2 protein-coding genes and 1 pseudogene are annotated in these 2,862 nt (G+C 66.8%); 1 reads left to right on the plus strand and 2 read right to left on the minus strand.

The window, feature by feature from the left end:
• Positions 1–186 (plus strand): annotated as a pseudogene (locus A5663_RS07280) (polysaccharide deacetylase family protein); the annotation flags it as partial.
• Positions 187–671: 485 nt separating this feature from the next.
• Here A5663_RS07280 and A5663_RS07285 read toward each other — a convergent pair.
• On the minus strand, positions 672–1,520 hold the full coding sequence (locus A5663_RS07285) for an LLM class F420-dependent oxidoreductase (protein ID WP_068145998.1): 849 nt from the start codon (positions 1,518–1,520) through the stop codon (positions 672–674).
• A gap of 16 nt (positions 1,521–1,536) precedes the next feature.
• Positions 1,537–2,862, minus strand: a 1,326-nt coding sequence (locus tag A5663_RS07290) for a potassium/proton antiporter (RefSeq protein ID WP_068146001.1), incomplete at its 5' end; no start/stop codon positions are given.

Consider the following 2,862-nt stretch of genomic DNA (forward strand, 5'->3'; position numbering starts at 1 on the left):
GACCACGTGTGGATTCCGCCGGGCGAAGTCGTCAAGATGGCCGACCGCGCCTTCACTCCACAGTCCATCGTGATCGGCCACCTGAACCACTCCCCGGTCACCGAGGTGTACGGGCAACTGGTCGACATCATCCGCGCACGCCAGCTGCGCACCGTGACGCTGAACGACGTGTTCGTCCAGCCGTGAGCCGGGCGCCGTGAGCTCCCGCTTGGGCGGCCCGTTTGTGCAGATCCCGACGCTTCGCCGGCGTGTCGCGTCGTAAACCGCACAACCGAGCGCCAACGCACGCCGACCACCTCAAAATTCACTTCTGTCACTCTAAAAACATCTGACGATTTGTCGGCGTGCCTACCACAGTTTGCCCGTTCGCGGGCGTCTAATGACTTCCCGGGGGGCACTGCGGTAATGTGAGCCCCCGGTCAGCTATCGGTTTAGACGCAGGAGTCAGTTCCGTGTATGTCAGCCCATTAGCCCGGTCACGGGTGAGCCGAATCGCCTGGTCACTGCTACGCCATCCCCTCAAGAGCCGCGAATTTCCCGCCAAGGCCGAGCGCCTGATCACCGCTGACGAGCTCCGTCTCTACGGCGTCTAGCGAACTTTTCGACCCCGGATTTCCGGCTTGAGACGGCCGTCGACCCGGGTTTGCCAAATCGTTATATTTTCGTGACCGTCAGTCGCATAGTCCCGACGCGGTGATCGCATCCGCGAGCGGTTCGAGCACGGCCGGATCGTGCGGATGCGGCAGATAGACGATCGCCAACTCCAGTCCCTCGCGTCCCAGGGCCGCGGCGTCGTCGATCACCTTGCCGTAGTCGCGGTCACCGTCGAGGCGCACATGAGCCGACAGCGTGATCTCTGCGGGGTCCCGACCGATGTCGGCGCAGTGCGCGGCCAGCACATCGCGCTTGCGGGCGAACTCCTCGGGTGAGCCGCCGGCGAAGTTCCAGTGCTGGGCGTACTTCGCGGTGATCCGCAGAGTGCGCTTCTCGCCGCTGCCGCCGATACAGATCGGCGGATGGGGACGCTGCGGACCCTTGGGCTCGTTGCGGGCATCCTTGAGCTGGTAGTACCTGCCGTCGAATGAGGTCGTCTCCTGGCTGAGCAGGCTGGTGAGAACTTCACAGGCCTCTTCGAAGCGGTCGAACCGTTCCTTGATGGAGCCCAACTCGATGCCGTACGCCCCGGACTCCTCCTCGTTCCACCCCGCGCCGATGCCGAGTTCGAGGCGACCGTCGGACACGATGTCGAGGGCGGCGGCCATGTTCGCGAGCACCGCGGGATGGCGGTAGTGGATACCGGTCACCAGCACGCCGACACGCAGTCGCTTGGTGGCCTGCGCCAACGCGGTCAGCGTGATCCAGCCCTCGAGGCATGGGCCGGTGGAGTCGGAGAAGATCGGATAGAAGTGGTCGAACGTCCAGCCCGACTCGAAGACCTCGATCTCGTCGGCCGCCTGCCAGACGGCCAGCATGTCGGCCCAGGTGGTGTTCTGTGGCGACGTCTTGAAAGCGAATCTCACCGAAACGAGCCTAGCCTCATTCGGCTTCACCGAATTCATCGAACCAGTAGGCGAGCTTGCCCCGACGGCTCACCGCGCGCAGCCGGCGCTCGGCCACCGCGCGGGTCTTCGTGGTGGTGACGATCAGCAGCTCGTCGCCGATCGCGATGCGGGTGTCGGGCTGCGGGACGAAGGTGCGCCCGTCGCGGATGATCAGCGTGATGACGCTCGGGTCAGGCAGCCGCAGCTCCAGCACCGTCACGTTGTGCAGCCGCGACGGCGCCTGGACCTTCATCGTCAGCAGCTCGGCGTCCAGCACGTCCAGCGGCGCCGACTCCACCTGGATCTCGCGGGTGGCCTCCCTCGGGATCAGGCCCAGCCGGCTTGCGACCGGCCGCAGGCTGGGGCCCTGGATCAACGTGAACACCACCACGAGGATGAACACGATGTTGAGCAGGCGGACGCTGTCGGGCACTCCGCCGACTATCGGGAACGTGGCCAACACGATCGGGACCGCGCCGCGCAGCCCGGCCCACGACAGGAACACCTGTTCGCGCCACGGGATGCGGAAGCCGATCAACGAAACCACGACGGACAGTGGCCGGGCGACGAGCAACAGCACCAGGCCGGTGATGATGCCCGGCACGATTTCGGCGGCCAGGCCGCTGGGGTCGACGAGCAGACCGAGCAGGACGAACAAGCCGATCTGCGCGAGCCAGCCGAGTCCTTCTGCGAACGACCGCGTCGCGGAGCGGTGCGGCAGGCCGGAGTTCGCAAGCACCACCGCGGCCAGGTAAGCGGCGAGGAATCCGCTCGCATGCGCGCTGCCGCCCGCCGCGAACGCGACCATGCCCAGTCCGAACGTGGCCAGCGGATAGAGGCCGGACGCGGGAAGTGCGATGCGGCGCAACGCCATCGAGCCGAAGAAGCCGAAGCCCAGGCCGATAGCAGCGCCGACCACCAACTCGTAGCCCAGCTCGAGGAGCGCGTGTCCGGGTGACATCTCCAACGGCGTCACGCTGAACATCAGCACGAGGATGACGGCCGGGGCGTCGTTGAAACCGGACTCTGCTTCGAGCAGGCCGGCCAGACGCCGCGGCAGGGGGACCACGCGCAGCACCGAGAACACCGCCGCCGCGTCGGTGGACGAGACGATCGCGCCGAGCAGCAGCGCCAACTGCCAGTCGAACCCGAGCAGCAGGTGTGCGCCCACCGCTGTGACCACCATGCTGACCGCGACACCGACGGTGGCGAGCATCCCCGCGGGCGCCAGCACGCGGCGCACGTCGGAGAACCGGGTCGTGAGGCCGCCCTCGATGAGGATGACCGCCAGCGCCACGGTGCCCAGGTGGTCGGCCAGCAG

This window comes from Mycobacterium sp. E740 (assembly GCF_001672895.1).
In the GTDB taxonomy this organism is placed as follows: domain Bacteria; phylum Actinomycetota; class Actinomycetes; order Mycobacteriales; family Mycobacteriaceae; genus Mycobacterium.